This window comes from Sphingomonas sp. YR710 (genome assembly GCF_900101455.1).
GTDB lineage: Bacteria > Pseudomonadota > Alphaproteobacteria > Sphingomonadales > Sphingomonadaceae > Rhizorhabdus.
The window spans coordinates 45026-64480 of record NZ_FMZJ01000001.1 but is presented as its reverse complement, the minus strand read 5'-3'; the positions used below and the strand labels follow the sequence as shown (position 1 = coordinate 64480).

General features: G+C 63.8%; 12 protein-coding genes. 10 read left to right on the top strand and 2 right to left on the bottom strand.

The features are described from left to right. Positions 1-113: 113 nt before the first annotated feature. Positions 114-1748, top strand: a complete 1635-nt coding sequence (locus BLS13_RS00300) for an ATP-binding protein (RefSeq protein ID WP_093448760.1) — start codon at positions 114-116, stop codon at positions 1746-1748. Positions 1749-2096: 348 nt separating this feature from the next. Further along, positions 2097-3137, top strand: a complete 1041-nt coding sequence (locus tag BLS13_RS00295; RefSeq protein ID WP_093449470.1) for a rod shape-determining protein — start codon at positions 2097-2099, stop codon at positions 3135-3137. A 27-nt stretch (positions 3138-3164) separates the two neighbouring features. On the opposite strand, the gene BLS13_RS00290 is transcribed toward BLS13_RS00295, so the two are convergent. Continuing rightward, positions 3165-4589 (bottom strand): pyridoxal phosphate-dependent decarboxylase family protein, encoded by a 1425-nt coding sequence (locus BLS13_RS00290; protein ID WP_093448757.1) that lies wholly within the window; start codon positions 4587-4589, stop codon positions 3165-3167. Positions 4590-4753: 164 nt separating this feature from the next. Here BLS13_RS00290 and BLS13_RS00285 point away from each other — a divergent pair, with 164 nt between their 5' ends. From BLS13_RS00285 to BLS13_RS00260, 6 genes are all read left to right on the top strand, one after another. Then, entirely contained in the window at positions 4754-8203 is a 3450-nt protein-coding gene (locus BLS13_RS00285) for a pyruvate carboxylase (protein WP_093448754.1), read from the top strand. Positions 8204-8307: 104 nt separating this feature from the next. Further along, positions 8308-9093, top strand: coding sequence for a sulfite exporter TauE/SafE family protein (locus BLS13_RS00280; RefSeq protein ID WP_093448752.1), 786 nt, complete (start codon positions 8308-8310; stop codon positions 9091-9093). Between the two features lie 55 nt (positions 9094-9148). Then, the gene (locus tag BLS13_RS00275; RefSeq protein ID WP_093448749.1) at positions 9149-10663 is read left to right on the top strand and encodes a malonate--CoA ligase; all 1515 of its coding nucleotides are present in this window, start codon (positions 9149-9151) and stop codon (positions 10661-10663) included. A 77-nt stretch (positions 10664-10740) separates the two neighbouring features. Then, entirely contained in the window at positions 10741-11322 is a 582-nt protein-coding gene (locus BLS13_RS00270) for an ANTAR domain-containing response regulator (protein ID WP_093448746.1), read from the top strand. After that, positions 11319-12524, top strand: coding sequence for a CmpA/NrtA family ABC transporter substrate-binding protein (locus BLS13_RS00265; protein WP_093448745.1), 1206 nt, complete (start codon positions 11319-11321; stop codon positions 12522-12524). The genes BLS13_RS00270 and BLS13_RS00265 overlap by 4 nt, the downstream gene beginning before the upstream one ends. Positions 12525-12719: 195 nt before the next feature. Further along, a complete protein-coding gene (locus tag BLS13_RS00260; RefSeq protein ID WP_093448742.1) occupies positions 12720-14822 on the top strand; it encodes an O-linked N-acetylglucosamine transferase, SPINDLY family protein in 2103 nt (700 codons plus the stop codon). 61 nt (positions 14823-14883) lie between these two features. Here BLS13_RS00260 and BLS13_RS00255 read toward each other — a convergent pair whose 3' ends face one another. Further along, entirely contained in the window at positions 14884-16443 is a 1560-nt protein-coding gene (locus BLS13_RS00255; RefSeq protein WP_093448740.1) for a M23 family metallopeptidase, read from the bottom strand. 212 nt (positions 16444-16655) lie between these two features. Here BLS13_RS00255 and BLS13_RS00250 point away from each other — a divergent pair, with 212 nt between their 5' ends. Then, entirely contained in the window at positions 16656-19190 is a 2535-nt protein-coding gene (locus tag BLS13_RS00250) for a helicase-related protein (protein ID WP_093449468.1), read from the top strand. Then, on the top strand, positions 19177-19452 hold the full coding sequence (locus BLS13_RS00245) for an RNA-binding S4 domain-containing protein (protein ID WP_093448738.1): 276 nt from the start codon (positions 19177-19179) through the stop codon (positions 19450-19452). Before BLS13_RS00250 ends, BLS13_RS00245 begins: the two co-directional genes overlap by 14 nt. The last annotated feature ends 3 nt before the right edge of the window (positions 19453-19455 follow it).

Genomic DNA, 19455 nt, shown 5'->3' with positions numbered 1-19455 from the left:
CCGACGAACAGAGGCCGCTTTAGTTCCGGCCCACAGAGGCCAATCGCAGACAGCCCATTTTCTTAACGCTCGTCCTTTAGATCGCATTCTTCATTATCCGGGACTGCGCATTCATGAACTCGATAACGTCCAGATCCGTGTTCAACGGTCAGAAGGAAGTGCAGACCATCCCGATCGGCCAGGTGGAAGCGATCACCGGGGTCAGCGCCGAAGCGTTGCTCGATCATGCCGACGTTGCCATGCTCGCCCGCGATCCCGACCCCGTTACCGCCATGACCGGGCAAGTCGGATCGCATGTGAAGATGCAGGTCGGCGATCGCTGGATCGTCGCCTCGGTGCGCAGCGCACGGGTCAGCGGCGCGACGATCGCCACCCAGATCGACATGATCGGCGAGGCACGGCGTACACCGGATGGCGGCATGGCCGGCTTTCAACGCGGCGTAACCCGCTTCCCCTTGCCCGGCTGCCCCGTGCAGCCGCTGTCGACCGGCAATATGGTGGCGATGTTCAGCGCCGCCGATGTGCCGCATATCGAAATCGGCACCGTCCACCCCACCACTTCGGTGCGAGCAACGCTGCGGGTCGATGCGCTGCTCGGCAAGCATTTCGCGTTGCTCGGATCGACCGGCACCGGCAAATCGACCGCCGCCGCCCTAATCCTCCACCGCATCTGCAAGATGGCGCCCGCCGGCCATATCGTGATGATCGATCCGCATGGCGAATATGGCGCGGCCTTCGCAAGAGGCGGCGCGGTGTTCGACGTATCGAACCTCGCCATGCCCTATTGGCTGATGAATTTCGAAGAGCATTGCGAAGTGCTGCTGACGACGACCGGCGCCGAGCGCCAGACCGACGCCGACATACTGGCGAAATGCCTGCTCGCCGCACGCCAGCGCAACCGCGCGGCGGAAGGCATGAGCCGGATGACCGTTGACAGCCCGGTTCCCTATGTCCTGTCCGATCTCACCACGATCATCCAGGCCGAAATGGGCAAGCTCGACAAGGCCAGCACCAGCGCCCCCTATCTGCGGCTCAAGAGCAAGATCGAGGAAATCCGCGCCGATCCGCGTTACGCCTTCATGTTCTCGGGCATGCTGGTCGGTGACAGCATGAAGGCATTCATCAAGCGGATCTTCCGCCTGCCCGGCGACGGACGCCCGATCTCGGTAATCGACGTATCGGGCGTGCCATCGGAAATCACCTCGGTGGTGGTGGCGATGCTGGCGCGGATGGTGTTCGACTATGCGATCTGGGCACGCGGCATCGCCGATCATCCGGTGGTGCTCGTCTGCGAGGAAGCGCACCGCTACATCCCGTCCGATCGCGCCACCGGTGGCGGCGCGGTGCGCAAGGTCCTCGAACGGATCGCCAAGGAAGGCCGCAAATATGGCGTTTCGCTGGGCCTGATCACGCAGCGCCCGTCCGATCTGGCCGAAGGCGTGCTCTCCCAATGCGGCACGATCATCGCGATGCGCCTCAACAATGATCGCGACCAGGCCTATGTGAAGGCGGCAATGCCGGAAGGATCGCACGGCTTCCTCGATTCGATCGCTGCCCTGCGCAACCGCGAGGCGATCATCTGCGGCGAAGGCGTATCGATCCCGATCCGGCTCTCGTTCGACGACCTTGACGAGGAATTGCGTCCCGCATCGAACGACCCGGTCTTTTCCGATCTGTGGCAGCGAACGGGCGGCGAGGATGAGGCCGTCGACAAGGTGATCGGGCGGTGGCGAAACCAGGGGCGATGATCCACCCCTGACGATCTGAATTTCGCAAGCAAAGCCAGAAAAGCGCCTGTCGTTTCGGGTTCAGTGCAGATCTGCCAACGTAAACACGCTACATACTCTCAAAACCCATTCTTAATTTCCCAATTTTCCAGAATTTCTGATAGTTATGAACGAATGATGAAGATTATATTCCGGTCCTTAAAAATATATAGGCAGCTCTATCAGGGTTAATATTATAAATACTGCACTCATCGCGGAAATCTGGCGCTTCGACGCTCACCCGATTGACGGCACCGGCAAGCACATCGCAGGCCAAATTCAGTGCCTTATCGACCGGAGCAAGGGTTTGATCGCAACGATGTTGAAACGATGCTGATATCCCGCCTGTTCGCCTTTTCGACGCAGGACATGGCGATCGACCTCGGCACCGTGAACACCGTCGTCTATGTCCGCGACAAGGGCATCGTGCTCAACGAAGCCTCGGTCGTCGCGATGGAGACGCATAATGGCATCCGCCGGGTCAAGGAGGTCGGCAACGATGCCAAGCTGATGATGGGCAAGACCCCGGCCGGGATTCAGACCATCCGGCCGTTGCGCGACGGCGTGATCGCCGATATCGATGTTGCCGAACAGATGATCAAGCATTTCATCGACAAGGCGCTCGGCGGGCCCACCCGTTTTCCGCGCCGATCGAAGATCGTGATCTGCGTGCCATCCGGCGCGACATCGGTCGAACGACGCGCGATCCGCGACGCCGTATCGAATGCCGGCGCTTCGCAGGTGCTGCTGCTCGAGGAACCGATGGCGGCCGCGATCGGCGCCGGCCTGCCGGTCACCGAACCCACCGGCGCGATGGTCGTCGACATAGGCGGTGGCACCACCGAAGTCGCGATCCTCTCGCTGCGGGGCCTGGCCTATAGCACGTCGGTGCGGTTCGGCGGCGACAAGATGGACGACGCCATCGCATCCTTTATCCGGCGCAAGCATAATCTGATGATCGGCGAAGCGACTGCCGAACGGATCAAGCTCGGGATCGGCGCCGCAACCGCGCCCGAAGGCGAAGGCCCCGACATCAGCGTGAAGGGCCGCGACCTCGTCACCGGCCGGCCTGTGGAATTGCGGATCACGCAAGCCGAAGTCGTGCAGGCGATCGCCGAGCCAGTGGGCCAGATCGTCAGCGCCGTGATGATGGCCTTGGAAAATACCGCACCCGAACTGGCGGCCGACATCGTCGATCGCGGGATCGTGCTGACCGGTGGCGGCGCGCTGCTCGGCCGCATCGACGATGTCCTTGCGAAGGCGACCGGCCTGCCCGTCGTCGTCGCCGAAGATGCCCTGATCTGCGTGGCGAAAGGCGCCGGCCGGACACTCGAGGATCCGATTTACGACGGCGTTCTGGCGGCGGCCTGATTGGCCAGAAGCCCCGCCGGCTTGCCTTCAGGTTCCGGCGACGACCGCTTTCCACGCCTGCAATATCGCGGCGATCGTGGTTTCGGCATGCTCCATCGTGGTTGCCGCCGACGTCACCGATACGCGCATCACCCAGCGCCCCCGCCATGAAGCGGATCCGATGAAGGCGATCGCCTCCTCCTGGATCCGGCGCACGGTGGCAAGGGTCTGCGCATCGCCTGCCTCCCCCTCGCCGAAACGCAGCATGAACTGGTTGAGGTCGACAGGCGCCACCAGGCTAATTCCCGGATGCTGCGCCAGCGTCTCCCCCATATGGCGGGCGATATCGCAATGCCGGTCGATCATCGCGGCGATCCCTTCGCGGCCGAATTGCCGGATCATCGCCCAGGTCGCAAATCCCCGCGCCCGCCGTGAAAGCTCGAGCACATAAGCCGACGGATCGCGTTCGGCGCCTTCGGGCGGCGGCAAATAGCTTGCGGCGATCGTCATCGCGCGGCGATGCGCCTCGGCGTCGCGGACGATCGCATAGCCGCAATCATAAGGCGTCTGTAGCCATTTATGGCCATCGGTGCCCCAGCTATCGGCAAGCTCGATGCCGATCGTCCGATCCGTGTAGCGGCGGCTCGCCTGCGCCCACAGCCCGAACGCGCCATCGACATGCAGCCACGCCCCGGCCGCGCGCGCGATCGGTGCGATCTCGGCAAAGGGATCGCAGGCGCCGGTGTTGATCTGCCCCGCCTGCGCGATTGCGATGACCGGCCCGGATGTGGCCTGGATCGCCGCCTCGAAGGCATCGGCGCGCATCCGCCCGCTGGCATCGCTGGCGACGGTGACGACCCGGCGCGCACCGAGACCCAGATATTTGAGGCCGGAAAAGACCGTGGCATGCGCATCCTCGCCGATCAGCACGGTGATCGGCGGCGCCCCGAACAGCCCGTCCGCCTCGACATCCCAGCCCACCCGCCGCAGCACCTCGCTACGCGCCGCCGCCAGACAGACGGTATTGGCCACCGTCGCGCCGGTCACGAACCCCACCGACGCGGCCGCCGGCAAGCCGAGCAGATCGAGCAGCCACTCCGCCGCCACCGCCTCGACCGCCGATGCGGCGGGTGCGGCGATCAGATTCCCGGCATTCTGCCCCCACGCCGCGGTCAGCCAGTCAGCGGCAACCCCGGTCGGATGCGAATTCCCGATCACCCAGCCGAAGAAACGCGGCCCCGTGCTCGCACGGATCCCGGGGGTAGCACGTGCCACCAAGTCCTCGATGATCTGCGCGCCGTCGCTACCGGTCTCCGGTACCGGCCCGGCGAAGGCGGCGAGCATCTCGGCGTAGGATGCGGTGGGGGTGCGATCGGCCGCGGCGACATCGCGACGATAGGCGGCGGCATGACGCGCGGCGGCAGCGAAGGCGCCCCGCGCGTTGCTTGTGTTGGCCGGATCATCTTGGATCATAGGCTATCCCCTTTGCGCCCGACCGTAGCATCGGATGTGCGCCGAACACCTCGAATCTTGCGCTGAGCCCGATCTCCGATCACTCTACATCCCGCGATTTCGTTAGACTGTCACCACAAAGCAGGCATACTCGATACATACATCCCGTGGGGGGAGATCGAATCTTGGCCGCTCGACAGATAAAGCGCCTGCTCGTCGCCAACCGATCGGAGATCGCGATCCGCGTGTTCCGTGCGGCGACCGAACTCGGCATCACCACCGTCGCCATCTATGCGGAAGAAGACAAGCTTTCGCTGCATCGGTTCAAGGCGGATGAGGCATATCATCTGGGTGACGGCATCGGCCCGATCGCCGCTTATCTCGATGGGCAGCGGATCATCGATATCGCGGTGAAGGCCAAAGTCGACGCGATCCATCCGGGCTACGGATTCCTCTCCGAAAACCCCGATTTCGCGCAGGCCTGCGCCGATGCCGGGATCATCTTCATCGGCCCGTCCCCCGATACGATGCGGCGGCTGGGCGACAAGGTTTCGGCGCGGCACATTGCTGTCGCGGCCAAGGTGCCGGTGATCCCGGCGAGCGAGCCCCTGCCCGACGACGAGGGCGAGATCGTGAAGATTGCGGCGGACATCGGCTATCCGCTGATGCTCAAGGCGAGCTGGGGCGGCGGCGGGCGCGGCATGCGGCCGATCGAGGGCGAAGCCGGGCTGCTGGAAGCGGTGCGATCGGGCAAGCGCGAGGCGAAGGCGGCGTTCGGGCGCGACGAGGTCTATCTCGAAAAACTGATCCGCCGCGCGCGCCATGTCGAGGTACAGCTGCTGGGCGACATCTACGGCAATCTGTTCCATCTGTTCGAGCGCGACTGTTCGATCCAGCGGCGCAACCAAAAGGTGATCGAACGCGCGCCGGCGCCCTATCTCGATGAAGCGACGCGGACAGCCTTGTGCGAGTCGGCGATCCGGATCGGCCATGTCACCGGCTATTATGGCGCGGGCACGGTCGAGTTCCTGATGGATGAGAGCAGCGGCTCTTATTATTTCATCGAGGTCAATCCGCGCGTCCAGGTCGAACATACCGTCACCGAAATGGTGACCGGGATCGACATCGTGAAAGCGCAGATCAGGATCGCCGAGGGCGGCCATCTCGGCGTTATCGAGGAGACCGGTGTGCCGCCGCAGGCGCAGATCGCGCTCAACGGCCACGCGCTGCAATGCCGGATCACCACCGAAGATCCCGAAAACAGCTTCATCCCCGATTATGGCCGCATCACCGCCTATCGCGGTGCGTTCGGCTACGGCATCCGCGTCGATGGCGGCACAGCCTATGCGGGGGCGATCGTTACCCGGCATTATGATCCGCTGCTGGAAAAGGTCACCGCCTGGGCGCCGAACGCGCCCGAAGTAGTGGCGCGGATGGTGCGCGCGCTGCGCGAGTACCGGATCCGGGGCGTGGCGACCAACCTCAACTTCGTCGAGAATGTGCTGACGCATCCCGATTTCGTCGCCAATCGCTATACGACCAAGTTCATCGACGACACGCCCTCGCTGCTGGCGCCTGCGAAGCGCCAGGATCGCGCGACCCGGCTGCTGCGCTATATCGCCGACGTGACTGTCAACGGCCATCCCGACGTTTCGGGCAGGCCGCGCCCGGCGGCATCGGCGCGCGTGCCGAAGGCGCCTGTGATCACGGCCGACATCCAGCCGGGATCGCGCCAGTTGCTCGATAAAGAAGGGCCCGCAGGCGTCGCACGCTGGATGCGGGCGCAGACCCAGGCACTGATCACCGACACGACAATGCGCGATGCACACCAGTCGCTGCTCGCAACCCGGATGCGATCGGCCGATATGATCGCCGTCGCCGAAGCTTATGCGCGCGGGCTGCCGCAGCTGTTCAGCCTCGAATGCTGGGGCGGGGCGACCTTCGACGTATCGATGCGCTTCCTGCAGGAGGATCCGTGGGAGCGGCTCGAGGCGATCCGTACGCGCGCACCCAACCTTATGACGCAGATGCTGCTGCGCGGGGCGAACGGCGTCGGCTACACCAACTATCCCGACAATGTCGTCCAGCAGTTCATCGGCGAGGCCGCAAAAGGCATCGACATCTTCCGCATCTTCGATTGCCTCAACTGGGTCGAGAATATGCGGGTGGCGATCGACGCGGTGGTGGAAAGCGGGAAGATCGCCGAGGGCGCGCTTTGCTACACCGGCGACATCCTCGATCCGGCGCGGGCCAAGTATAGCCTGGCTTATTATGTCGATCTCGCGAAGCAGCTCGAAGCGGCCGGCTGCCACATATTGGCGATCAAGGACATGGCAGGCCTGCTCAAGCCGCCGGCGGCGCGCGCGCTGATCGCGGCGCTGCGCGATGCGACCGACCTGCCGATCCATCTGCACACGCACGACACATCGGGCGCGGCGGCCGCGACGGTGCTGGCGGCGATCGACGCCGGGGTCGACGCGGTCGATGCAGCGATCGATTCGATGTCGGGCACGACGTCGCAGCCTTGCCTCGGCTCGATCGTCGAGGCCCTGCGCCACACAGATCGTGACAGCGGCCTCGACGGTAAGACGATCCGCGCACTCAGCTTCTATTGGGAAGGCGTGCGCGGCCAATATGTCGCGTTCGAAAGCGATCTGAAATCGGGCGCGTCCGAAGTCTATCTCCACGAAATGCCGGGCGGCCAGTTCACCAATCTGCGCGAGCAGGCACGCGGGCTCGGCCTCGAAAATCGCTGGCACGAGGTCGCTGCGGCTTATGCCCAGGCCAATCTGCTGTTCGGCGATATCGTCAAGGTCACGCCATCGTCGAAAGTCGTCGGCGATATGGCACTGATGATGGTCGCGCAGGATCTGAAGCCCGAAGATCTGACGAACCCGGAACGCGATGTCGCCTTCCCCGCGTCGGTCGTCGAAATGCTGCGCGGCGATCTGGGGCAGCCGCCGGGCGGATGGCCCAAGGCGATCCAGAAACGGGTGCTCGGCGATGAACAACCGATCACGGCGCGCCCCGCCAGCCTGCTCCCGCCGACCGACCTGGCCGCCACCCGCGCGGCAGCCGAGGCGCAATGCGGGCGGCCGCTCAGCGAGAGCGAATTCGCAAGCTATCTGATGTATCCGAAGGTGTTCACCGCCTTTGCCGAGGCGCGCCGGCAATATGGGCCGGTCGGTGCACTGCCTACGCCCACATATTTTTACGGCATGGCACCCGGCGATGAGATCAGTGTCGAAATCGATCGGGGCAAGGCGCTGGTCGTCAGCCTGCAGGCGATAGGCGATGTCGAGGAGGATGGCAGTGTCCGGCTATTTTTCGAACTGAACGGGCAGCCGCGTATCGTGACGATCGCCGATCGCCGCGCCGCTGTCGGCCGGGCGGTGCGGCGGATCGCCGATCCCGGCAATGACAGCCATATCGCCGCCCCGATGCCCGGTATCGTTGCCACTTTGCCGGTCACGGCAGGCCAGCAGGTCAAGGAGGGCGATCTGCTGCTGACTCTGGAGGCGATGAAGATGGAAACATCAATCCTCGCGCCACGCGCCGGCCGCATCGCCGAGCTTGCCGTGAGCATCGGCCAGACCATCGACGCGAAGGATTTGCTGATAATATTGGAGATCTAGCCTGCCATCGTCCCACCGAAATCGACAAGGGCTGCATTTTTTTCAACACTTGCGGCGTCTGCCCGCTAAAGGGCCCGGGGACGACTGATCGACAAGGGGATGGGATGGACTGGCTCAATGCCCTGGCGGGACTGCTCGTAGGCACCGTAGTGGGAGTCACGGGTGTCGGCGGCGGATCGCTGATGTCCCCGATCCTCATCCTGCTCTTCGGTGTGGCACCGGCAACGGCCGTCGGCACAGATCTGTTTTTTGCCGCAATCACGAAAACGGCGGGCAGCATCGTCCACCACAAGCAGAAGGGCGCCGATCTGGCCATCGTGCGCTGGCTGATGGTCGGCAGCATTCCAGCTGCGATCGCCACGCTTTATTTCCTGTTCGAACGCGGCGCCCATCAGGTGAAAGGCGGTATCATCGTCGACGCACTCGGCACGATGCTGATCATCACGTCCGCGGCGACGCTATTTCGCAACCAGCTCGTCAAACTGATGGTCCGCACCGACGATGATGCGCGCGCGCGCCGCTTCATCCGGTGGCAACCCGCCCTGACCGTGCTGGCCGGTGCGACGCTGGGAACATTGGTAACGCTCACCTCGGTCGGCGCGGGCGCGCTCGGCGCCACCCTGCTCGTGATGCTGTACCCGCTCCGGCTGACTGCCAAGCGCCTTGTCGGCACCGATATCATGCACGCCGTACCGCTGACCCTGGTCGGCGGGATCGGCTATCTTATCGTCGGCAGCGTCGACGTGAAGCTGTTGGGATCTTTGCTCGTCGGATCGATCCCCGGTATCATCATCGGATCGCGGCTGACGGGCATCCTTTCGGAAAGAACGGTGCGCACTGCACTGGCCATCATTCTGGCGATCGCCGGCGCCAAGCTCCTTCTGGTATAAGCGATCCGGAACCGCTGCCGACCCGATCACCCTGTCACCATCACCGAGCATTGATATGACCAATCATCTGATGCGCCATTTTCCCGCTTTACGCGAACGCGCGGCGACGCCCTTCATCACGGCAGGCGAGCGGATCATTTCCTATGCCGACGCCGCCGATCAGAGCGGGCGAATCGCGAATCTCCTGATCGCGCAGGGCGTCGCGCCGGGCGATCGCGTGGCCGTGCAGGTCGAAAAAAGCGTGGAGATGATCCTGCTATACCTCGCCTGCGTTCGCGCCGGCGCCGCACTCCTGCCGCTCAACACGGCCTATACGCTGACCGAGCTTGAATATTTCCTCGGCGATGCCGAACCGGCGATGATCGTCTGCGGCCCCGAAAGGGAAGCCGGCGTGAAGGCACTGGCGGACAAGCTCGGCCTGCCCGCGCCGATGACGCTCGACAGCGACGGCCTGGGCACACTTTCCGCCCGCGCGGGCGGCCTGGCGCCGGATTTCACCGATGTCGCGCGTGGGCCCGATGATCTCGCCGCCATTCTCTACACATCGGGGACGACCGGCCGATCGAAAGGCGCGATGCTGACCCACGAAAATCTGGCATCGAATGCACGAACGCTGCGCGATTACTGGCGCTTTACCGCGCAGGACGTGCTTCTGCATGCGCTGCCGGTTTTCCACAGCCACGGCCTGTTCGTCGCGATCAACACCACATTGGTCGCCGGATCATCAATGATCTTCCTGCCGCGCTTCGACGCCGATGACGTCTTCCGGCTGTTGCCTCAAGCGACAACAATGATGGGCGTACCCACATTCTACACCCGCATGGTCGGAGATCCGCGCCTGACGCGCGAGGCAGCGGCGCATATCCGCCTGTTCGTCTCTGGCTCCGCGCCGTTACTTGCCGAAACCCACCGCCAGTTCTTGGCGATGACCGGCCATGCGATCCTCGAACGTTATGGCATGACCGAGACCAACATGAACACGTCCAATCCCTATGACGGCGAACGCCGACCAGGGACGGTCGGCTTTCCATTGCCCGGGATACAGGCGCGGATCTGCGATCCGGACGGCGGAGCACCGTGCCCCGACGGAACGATTGGCATGATCGAGGTGAAGGGGCCGAACGTCTTTACCGGCTATTGGCGCATGCCCGAAAAGACCGCTGCGGAATTCCGCAGCGACGGCTTCTTCATCACCGGCGATCTCGGCATCATCGATGCCGATGGCTATGTCTCGATCGTCGGCCGGGGAAAGGACCTGGTGATCTCGGGCGGTTACAACATCTATCCGATCGAAATCGAAAGCGAGATCGATGCGATCGACGGCGTCGCCGAATCCGCGGTGATCGGGGTGCCGCATCCCGATCTCGGCGAGGCGGTCGTCGCCGTCGTCGTGCGTGCGCCGGGGACCAACATCGATGGCGAAGCGATCATCGCGGCACTGGACGGCCGGCTGGCGCGCTTCAAGCAGCCACGACGCGTGATCTTCGTCGATGAACTGCCCCGCAATACGATGGCCAAAGTGCAGAAGCAGCGCCTGCGCGAGGAGCATAAGGCGATGTTTGCTGCATAGCAGCGCCGACCATCAACCCACTTGTCTCCATCCTGCCGAACAGGCAACGAGGGTCCCCTGCAATATGAAGGACCCCTGTGCGGATTGCGATTGTCGATGAGAGCGGATTGCGGGCGGTGGTGCTGGAAGAAGGCCTGCGCGAGGCAGGCTTCGACGACATCACGGTCGTGCCGCCGCGCGGCGGTTTCGTCGCGCGGCTGGAGGCGCTCGGCCCCGACATCGTGATCATGGATCTGGGCACGCCCAGCCGCGACACATTCGAGGAGATGCTCGCGGTCAGCCGCGCATTGGCGCGGCCGATCGCGATGTTCGTCGACGCTTCGGACGAGGATATGATCGGCGGTGCGATCGATGCCGGGGTCGGCGCCTATGTCGTCGATGGCTTCTCCAAGGAACGGGTCAAGCCGATCCTCGATCTCGCGATCCGCCGCTTCAACGCCTTTGCCGCACTCCGCCACGAACTCGACGAAGCGAAGAGTGCGCTCGTCGAACGCAAGCTGATCGATCGCGCGAAGGCCTATCTGATGAAGAGCCGCAACCTTTCCGAAACCGACGCTTATACCCTGATGCGCAAGAGCGCGATGAATCAAGGGCGCAAGATTGCCGACATTGCCCAGGCCCTGATCACCGCCGCAGATTTGCTGGGAGATGCGACATGATCCCGATCTCCATAGCCTTCGTGCCACTAACCGACGCGGCGGTGCTGGTCGCGGCCAAGGAGCGCGGCTTTGCCGAGGCCGAGGGCATCGATCTGTCGCTGGTCCGCTGCACCTCCTGGGCCACCGCGCGCGACCGGCTGGTTTATGGTCAGGTGCAGGCAGCGCACCTGCTCGCGCCGCTGGCGATCGCCGTTACACTGGGCCTCAGCCAACAGCCGGCGCCGATCGCCGCGCCGTTCAAGCTCGGCCTCAACGGCAATGCGATGACATTGTCGGCCGAATTCGCCGCCGCGCTCGATCCGGTATCGATCAACCGGGTCAACGATCCGGAAGCGACCGCGCATGATTTCGCAGGCGCGATCGGGCTGCACCGGCGCAAGCCGATCCTGGGCATCGTTCATCGATTTTCCAGCCATGCGCTGATGCTGCGATACTGGCTGGCCTCGGCCGGGGTCGATCCCGATCGCGACCTGACATTGCGCGTGCTGCCACCGTCGCTGATGGTCGAGGCACTTCGGGCCGGCGAGGTCGACGGATTCACCGTCGGTGAGCCGTGGAACAGCATCGCCGTCGACGACGGTCTTGGCGAGATCGCGGCCGTCGGCGCGAGCATCTGGCAGCGCGGGGTCGAAAAGGTCCTGGCGATGCGCGAGCCGTGGATGGAAGCGAACCCGCAAGCCGTTGACCCGCTGCTGCGCGCGCTCGATCGCGCGGCAAAATGGTGCGACCGGCCCGAGAACCGCCACGATCTGGCGGCCTTGCTCGCGCAGCCCGGCTATGTCGCTGCGCGCGCCGACCTGATCGAACGCGGCCTTAGCGGCCGCATCTGGCTGCGCCGCGAAGAACAGCCGGTCGAGATTCCCGACTTCTTCCTCTTCCACGGCGATGCGGCTAACTTCCCGTGGCGGAGCCAGGGCCTGTGGATCTATTCGCAATTCGTCCGCTGGGGCTTCGTCGCGGCGTCGGCGGATGCCGAAGCCCGTGCGGCGCATGTCTTCCGATCCGACATTTATCGTCGCGCACTCGCGGGCAGCGAAACGCCGATGCCCGGGGCGAGCATGAAGCTGGAAGGCTCGCTCGGCGCCCCGATCGGCGTTGGCTCCGATCGCGGTACGCTGACGCTGGGCGCCGATCGATTTTTCGACGGGCGGGTATTCGATCCCGATCGGATCGAGGAATATCTGGCGGGCTTTCGGCGATAGATAGGCGAATGCCCGCGGGATCCCAATACTTCATCCCCACCAAAACCTTTTGGCGAATATGGTTAACGCGTTCTTAGGCAAAGTTTGAGAAACCCCATGAAGCATTCGGGCTTTCATTCATCGGGGTGAGAAGATGCCTCACAAGCAGCGGTTGGTCGGACACATATTCATCATCAAATTCAGGCCATCCTGATCATGGAGGCTGCCCTGTCCGACGAATTCGGCCGCGATATTCAGCTGGCCCAAGCCTATTATGGAGAAGGCAGGTTTAGAGAGGCCGTCGCTCGCATCACCAACCTCGTGAGGCTCCAGCCTTTTTCGGAAGTGCTCTATAATTTCGCGGGAGCGGCGAATGCCGGCGCGGGCGAATTCGCCGAAGCGATCGCCGAATATGACAAGGCCATTGCACTCAACCCCGATTATGCGGAGGCCTATTCCAATCGCGCGGCCGCCCTGCGGGAATTGGGCCGGTTCAACGATGCGCTGGAAAGCTGTGAAAAGGCCATCCAACGCCAGCCCGATCTGGCCGACGCGCACGCCAATCGCGGGGTCGTGCTGAAGGAACTGGGCCGTCTTGATGAGGCCGTCGCCAGCTATGACATAGCAATCCGGCTAAGGCCTGGTTTTGCCGCAGGCTATTATAATCGCGCGAATGTGCTCCGCGATATGAAACAGCTGGAACGGGCGGTGGAAAGCTATGACCTGGCGATCCAACTCAAGCCCGACCATGCCGACGCATATTCCAACCGCGGCAATGCCCTCCAGGAGCTGCGGCGGCCGATGGAGGCTCTCGACAGCTATGAAGCGGCGATCCGGTTACGGCCCGCGCATGCAGAGGCCTTTTTCAATCGCGGTAATGTCCTGGCGGAACTGAAGCGGCTCGACGAGGCCGCGCAGAGCTATGCCGAAGCCGTCCGCCTGAATGCGGGCTTTGTCGAAGCACAAGGGCGGCTGCTCTTTCAGCGCGCGTTGATGTGTCAGTGGAATGAGGGAACCACCGCTTTCGACCCGCCACCCCCCGGCATCGGTGACGGCGCGACATCTCCCTTCGGCGCACTGGCGCTCGAAGACGATGCGGCTAATCATCTTATGCGATCGAAAATCTGGGCGCGGGCGAAATACCCGCGCACTCAACACAGGGGCTTCAAGGCGGCTCCCGCTACTGAGCCCATCCGCATCGGCTATTTTTCGGCGGACTTTCACGATCACGCCACGATGTACCTGATGGCGAAACTGTTCGAAACGCATGACAAGAACAGGTTCGAGGTGCACGCTTTCTCTTATGGGCCGGACCGGCAGGATGGCATGCGCCAACGCCTTCGAAACGCGGTGAGCGCGTTTCACGACGTTCGCGACCTCAGCGACAAGGACATTGCCGATCTGTCCAGCAGCGCAGGGATAGATATCGCCGTCGATCTCAAAGGGTATACGCAGGACGCCCGATCGGGGATCTTCGCCCATCGGGCGGCCCCTGTTCAGATCAATTACCTTGGCTATCCAGGATCGATGGGCGTCGATTTCATCGATTATATCATGGCAGATGATATCATCATTCCCGATGAAAAGCGGCATTTCTATTCGGAAAAGGTGATATCGCTGCCGGGATCATATCAGATCAACGACGATTCACGTCTTATCTCAACCAACATCCCCGAACGCAGCGCGTTAGGCTTACCAGAAGACGGTTTTGTATTCTGCTGCCTTAACAATAATTTCAAAATCCGGCCCGATCAATTCGAGCTGTGGATGCGGTTGCTCCGGAATGTCGACGGAAGCGTGCTATGGCTGCTCAGGGACAACCCGTGGGCAGAGGCGAATTTGCGCAACCAAGCTTCTGCCAGAGGCGTCGACCCCAACCGCGTGGTTTTCGCCGATCGGGCGCCGGCACCGGACCATCTGGCGCGACATGCCTGCGCCGACCTGTTCCTGGATACGTTCAACTGCAACGCGCATACAACGGCCAGCGATGCGCTTTGGGCGGGCCTTCCGTTGATCACCAAGGTCGGTGACGGCTTTGCAGCCCGGGTTGCCGCCAGCCTGCTGTCAGCGATCGGGTTGCCAGAGCTCATTACGAATAGTGCTGAGGATTATGAGAATCTGGCGCTCGAACTGGCAACGAACCCGGCCAAGCTTGCTGCAATCAATCGCAAGCTCTTGGAAAACAAGGCTACAACCTCCCTGTTCGACAGCGAACTATGCACCCGCAACATCGAACAGGCATATGAACTGGTGCATGGCCGCTTTTCCCGTGGCCAGAGCCCGGTTCATTGCCGGGTACCGATGACGGTAGGTGTTTAGCTTCTTCCCGGCCTCATCAACGCCGGCGCGCGCAGGAATGCCAATTTCGGATCGGTGCCAATCAGCCCCTTTTGTCCCTGGCCTTCGCCTCGGCGCTTTTTGCATCGGTCTTTTCCGATCCGCCTGAGGCCACGCGCACCGCAAGCAGCCCGTTCAGCTTCGCACGGAATCGGGACAATTCACCGCCCGCAAGTTGCTGCACCGTGGTGAATTTCATCGACGTCGGGTTGATCGCCTGACCGTTGCGGAACACCTCATAATGGAGGTGCGGGCCGGTCGACAGGCCGGTCGAACCGACATAGCCGATCAGTTGCCCCTGCCGGACATGCTCGCCGGGCCTGGCGACGATCCGACTCATATGGGCGTAACCGGTGGCGATACCCCCGACATGGTTCAGCCGCACATAATTGCCATGGCCACCATGCCAACCCGCGAACATCACGACACCATCCGTCGCGGCGACAATGGGCGATCCAACAGGGGCGCCGAAATCCATGCCCTGATGCATGCGCGAAAAGCCGAGGATCGGATGGAAGCGCATGCCAAACGTACTCGTCAAATGGCCGAGTACCGGCTGGCGCATCACGCCGCGGGTTTCGCCGACGCCCGACGCCTCATACCATTGATCACGACCGTCGGTGGTCCACTTGAGCATCTGGGTCTTCTGACCGCCCTGGGTGATCCCGGCGAACATCAGGCTGCCCATCTCGACCTCGCCGGTTTCGGCGCGGCGGCGGGCGATGATGGCATCGAACCGCGCGTTGGCACCGATCTGGCGCAGCGACAATTTCTGCGAGATCGCCTTCAGGAACGCCTGCAGCGCATCGCCCGGCAGGCCAGCAGCGCGCACCGACTGGAGGAGGTTGCCGCCAACCCGGCCCTGAATCCGCAGCGGCGTATTATCGACGGCAATCGGAATCCGTTTCAGCCGCAGCGCATCGCCGACCCGTTCGACTGCGAGCTTGAGGTCGAACGCCGCCCGGAAGCCCACAGTCTCGACCGGCCGCGGATCGGTCTTGTGATCGCGTCGGCCAAGCACCAGATCCATGCGGGTACCCGCCTTCAAATCGCCGAGCGGCACGACCTTGCCGACCATCGATGAAATCTCGCTCGATTCGTCGCGCGACACCCCTGCGCGCTCGAGCACGCGGGCAAAGCCATCGCCTTGCCCGATCGTCGCCGCCAATTCGATGCGCGGCCGCTCCGGCGTTTCTGCCAGCGGCTCGACGAGATCGCTGGCGGCCAGGCGACGACCGGTGTCCGCACCGTAACCCAAGGGTGAGATAGCGAGCGCGCGGGATTCCTCCCACTGCGCCTGACCGAGCGGCGGCTCGAACGCGATGCGCATCGGCCTGAAGCCTGGCGCTAACATCGCGGCGCCAACGCACAAGGTCGTGCACGTCGCCAGCCCGCGGAACCATTCGCGCGACCCGATCCGCGCGCCGAGATCGACAACAAGATCGGTCGCAGCCAGGCGATCGCCCGCGCGGCCAACCCACTCACTTTGTGTTAATCGCCCGAGCGGGCGGAACCGGTTGGCACCCGTCAGCGCCAACGCAGCCGCGCCACCGCCCTGACCATAGGTTTCACCACCGAAATCCTGCTGGTTCTTGTCGAACAAGCCCCCACGCCCCTCTATGCACAGCCTATGTGATTGCCTTCACGCAACTTTCGGCGCTGCCGGCTAAAAGACTGTGCTTCATGATAGTTAATGTCAAACTAATGCCCACTTTGGCGCCCGCGATATGCGACGAACCGAGTCTTTTTGGCCCATGAACCGAATCGCGAATGATGGCGCTTGCGTTCGGCGGCAGCCCTGCCAATCTTGCGGTCATGTCACGCTTTGAAGCACAGCCGGTCGTCGCCGTGCTGGGCCCGACCAACACCGGCAAGACGCATCTCGCGATCGAGCGGATGTGCGGCCATTCGAGCGGCATGATCGGCTTCCCGCTGCGGCTGCTGGCCCGCGAAGTCTATGACCGGGTGGTTGCGATCAAGGGGAAGGATTCGGTGGCCCTGATCACCGGCGAGGAAAAGATCCTGCCACCCAAGGCGCGCTGGTTCCTGTGCACGGCCGAATCGATGCCGCTCGATCGCGAATTCGGTTTCGTGGCGCTCGACGAGGCCCAGATCGGCAGCGATCCCGAGCGCGGCCATGTCTTCACCGATCGGCTACTGCGTGCACGCGGCCGCGACGAAACGATGATCCTGGGTTCGGACATGATGCGGCCGATGGTGCGCGCATTGGTGCCTGAGGCGGAGATCATCAGCCGCCCGCGCTTTTCCACCCTGAGCTATGCCGGCGCCACCAAGTTATCCCGGTTGCCGCCGCGATCGGCGATCGTCGCCTTCTCGGCCGAGGAGGTGTACGCGGTGGCCGAGATGCTGCGCCGGATGCGCGGCGGCGCGGCGGTGGTAATGGGCGCGCTTTCCCCCCGCACCCGCAATGCGCAGGTGGCGATGTTCCAGGCCGGCGAGGTCGACTATCTGGTCGCCACCGATGCGATCGGCATGGGGCTGAACATGGATGTATCGCACGTTGCTTTTGCCTCCCTGCGCAAGTTCGACGGGCGCCGGGCACGCAGACTGACGATATCGGAGATGGCCCAGATCGCGGGGCGCGCGGGGCGACACCAGCGCGATGGCACATTTGGTACGCTCTCGCTCGAGGGCACCCATGGTGCCCGGCTCGAGGACGAGGAAATCGATGCGATCGAACAGCATCAATTCACGGCAATCGACCATCTTTACTGGCGGATGGGTGCGCCGTCGCTGAACAGCGTCGACCAGCTGATCGCCGATCTCGAAAGGCGCCCCGACAAGCAGGTGCTGCGTGCGGCGCCGCAGGCAATCGACCTGGCGGTGCTCAAGCGGCTGGCCGACGAGGAATGGGTGCGCGAACGAACGAAAGGGCCCGCGATGGTCGGCCGGCTATGGGCCGCCTGCGGCCTGCCGGACTTTCGCAAGACCGGACCAGAACCCCATGGTCGCCTCGTCTCACGGGTATTCCGCCATCTGAGCGAGGGCAATGGCCATCTACCCGTGAGCTGGTTCGCCGACGAACTGGCCCGGCTCGACAGTGTGCAGGGCGACGTCGAAACGCTCGCGGATCGCATCGCCGGGGTCCGTACCTGGGCCTATATCGCGCATCGTGCCGACTGGTTGCCCGACGCAGACAAATGGGCCGGGCGCACTCGCGAACTCGAGGAAAAGCTCTCCGACGCGCTCCACCAGCGCCTCACACAGCGGTTCGTCGATCGCCGGACCTCCGTGCTGATGCGCGATCTGGGCGCGCGCGGCGCCGACATACTGCCCGTCAAGGTCGCCGAGGACGGCGTGGTCACGGTCGACGGCGAGGCGATCGGCCGGCTGATCGGCTTCCGCTTCAAGGCGGATCATCTCGCCCGGCACGGCGACATGAAGCGGCTGATGGCGGCTGCCGAACGCCGGCTCGGAACCGAACTCGGCAATCGTGCGCGTGCCTTGGCCGGAGACGAAGACAAGACCTTTTCGCTGGCAACCGATGCGGGGCGGCCGGTGGCGATCTTCTGGCGGGGCGATGTGGTAGCCCGACTCGAGAAAGGCCGGACCCTGCTGACACCGCGGATCCGGCTGCATCGCGCGCTCGATACGCTCGCGGTCGCCGATCGCGCGGCTATCGAGGCGCGGCTGGCCCTGTGGCTCGAAGGACGAATCATGCGCGAGCTGCAACCGCTTGCCCGCTATTTCGACGCCGCCCGCGACCCAGCCTGTCCGGCACGGTTGCGCGCGGTGCTGTCACCGCTGGCAGAGGCTGGTGGTATCATCCCGCGTCGGACGATTGCCTCGGCGATCGACAGCCTCGACCGCGAAGCACGTTCGCGGGCGGGCCGGCTCGACGTCAAGATCGGAACGCTCGATGTTTATGCGCCGACTCTGCTCAAGCCAGAGCCCACCCGTTGGCGGCTCGCTCTATTCGCCGCCGCCGAGGACCAGCCGATGCCCGACCTGCCGGTGCCGGGCGCGGTTTCGATGTCCACGCCGATGGACATTGTCGCCTGCGAAGCGATGACACGCGCCGGCTACCGCCCGCTGGGGGCGCAGATGTTGCGCGTCGATCTGGTCGAACGGCTGGCGCGAATCGCGCATGACAGCCGCGACGGCCGGACGGCTTACGCTCCAGATCCGGGGCTGGCGACCTCGCTGGGCCTGCACGGGGGCAGTTTTGCGCAACTGATGCTGGCACTCGGCTTCCGATCGGCTCCGGGTGCGGCAATCGAAGGCTGGGTGTGGAGGGGCAAGAAACCTCCACGCAAAGTTGCCGGGCCGCGGCCGGGCAATGCCTTCGGAGCGCTGGCCGAGCTGTGGCAAGGCGATGCGGCTCGATAAGTTTTTGTGGTTCGTCCGGCTGGCCGCCACTCGCTCGGTCGCTCAGGCGATTGCCCAATCCGGCCATGTCCGGATCGACGGGCGCGCCGTAGATCGCGCGCATGCCATAGTGCGGATCGGCAATGTGCTGAGCATGCCACTGCATGGGCGGGTGCGGATCATCCGGATCGAGGCGATCCCGACCCGACGGGGCCCCGCACCGGAGGCGCGCTCATGCTATGATGATCTTTCCCCGGTTGACGGAATGCCGCCACCGCCATAGCAG